Origin of the sequence: Paraburkholderia sp. SIMBA_053, assembly GCF_046534895.1 — a bacterium.
Classification (GTDB): Bacteria; Pseudomonadota; Gammaproteobacteria; order Burkholderiales; family Burkholderiaceae; genus Paraburkholderia; species Paraburkholderia caledonica.
In genome coordinates this window covers 1-259 of sequence record NZ_JAWRXU010001016.1, presented here as the reverse complement: position 1 = coordinate 259, position 259 = coordinate 1, and the positions used below count along the sequence as shown (strand labels likewise).

Annotated in this window: 1 protein-coding gene; it reads right to left on the bottom strand. The window is 63.3% G+C overall.

Annotation, left to right across the window (positions count from 1 at the left end):
* Positions 1–259 (bottom strand): hypothetical protein (locus tag SB753_RS38700; RefSeq protein WP_410805367.1); only part of this gene is annotated, 259 nt, incomplete at both ends.

The following is a 259-nucleotide window of genomic DNA, read 5'->3' as shown; positions in this document are numbered from 1 at the left end:
CGATAATCCCGGTGAGCGTCCGACGAGCGATGAGTGTGATCGCCGCTCCGGTCAGCGTGATGGTCACCACAAAGAGGATCACCCGTCCGGCCTCTTGCAGCATAGGAGTCGCCCAGAGGAGGAGGGGGTCCCAGTCCTTGCTGGCGAGATAGATCAGCACCAGGGCGATCACGATGAAGACGAGCGCGAGGCCTGCTGCGTAGAGCGCGATAGCGAGGACCTTGCCGATAACGAGGCGTGCCCGGTTCGGCACAGCGAC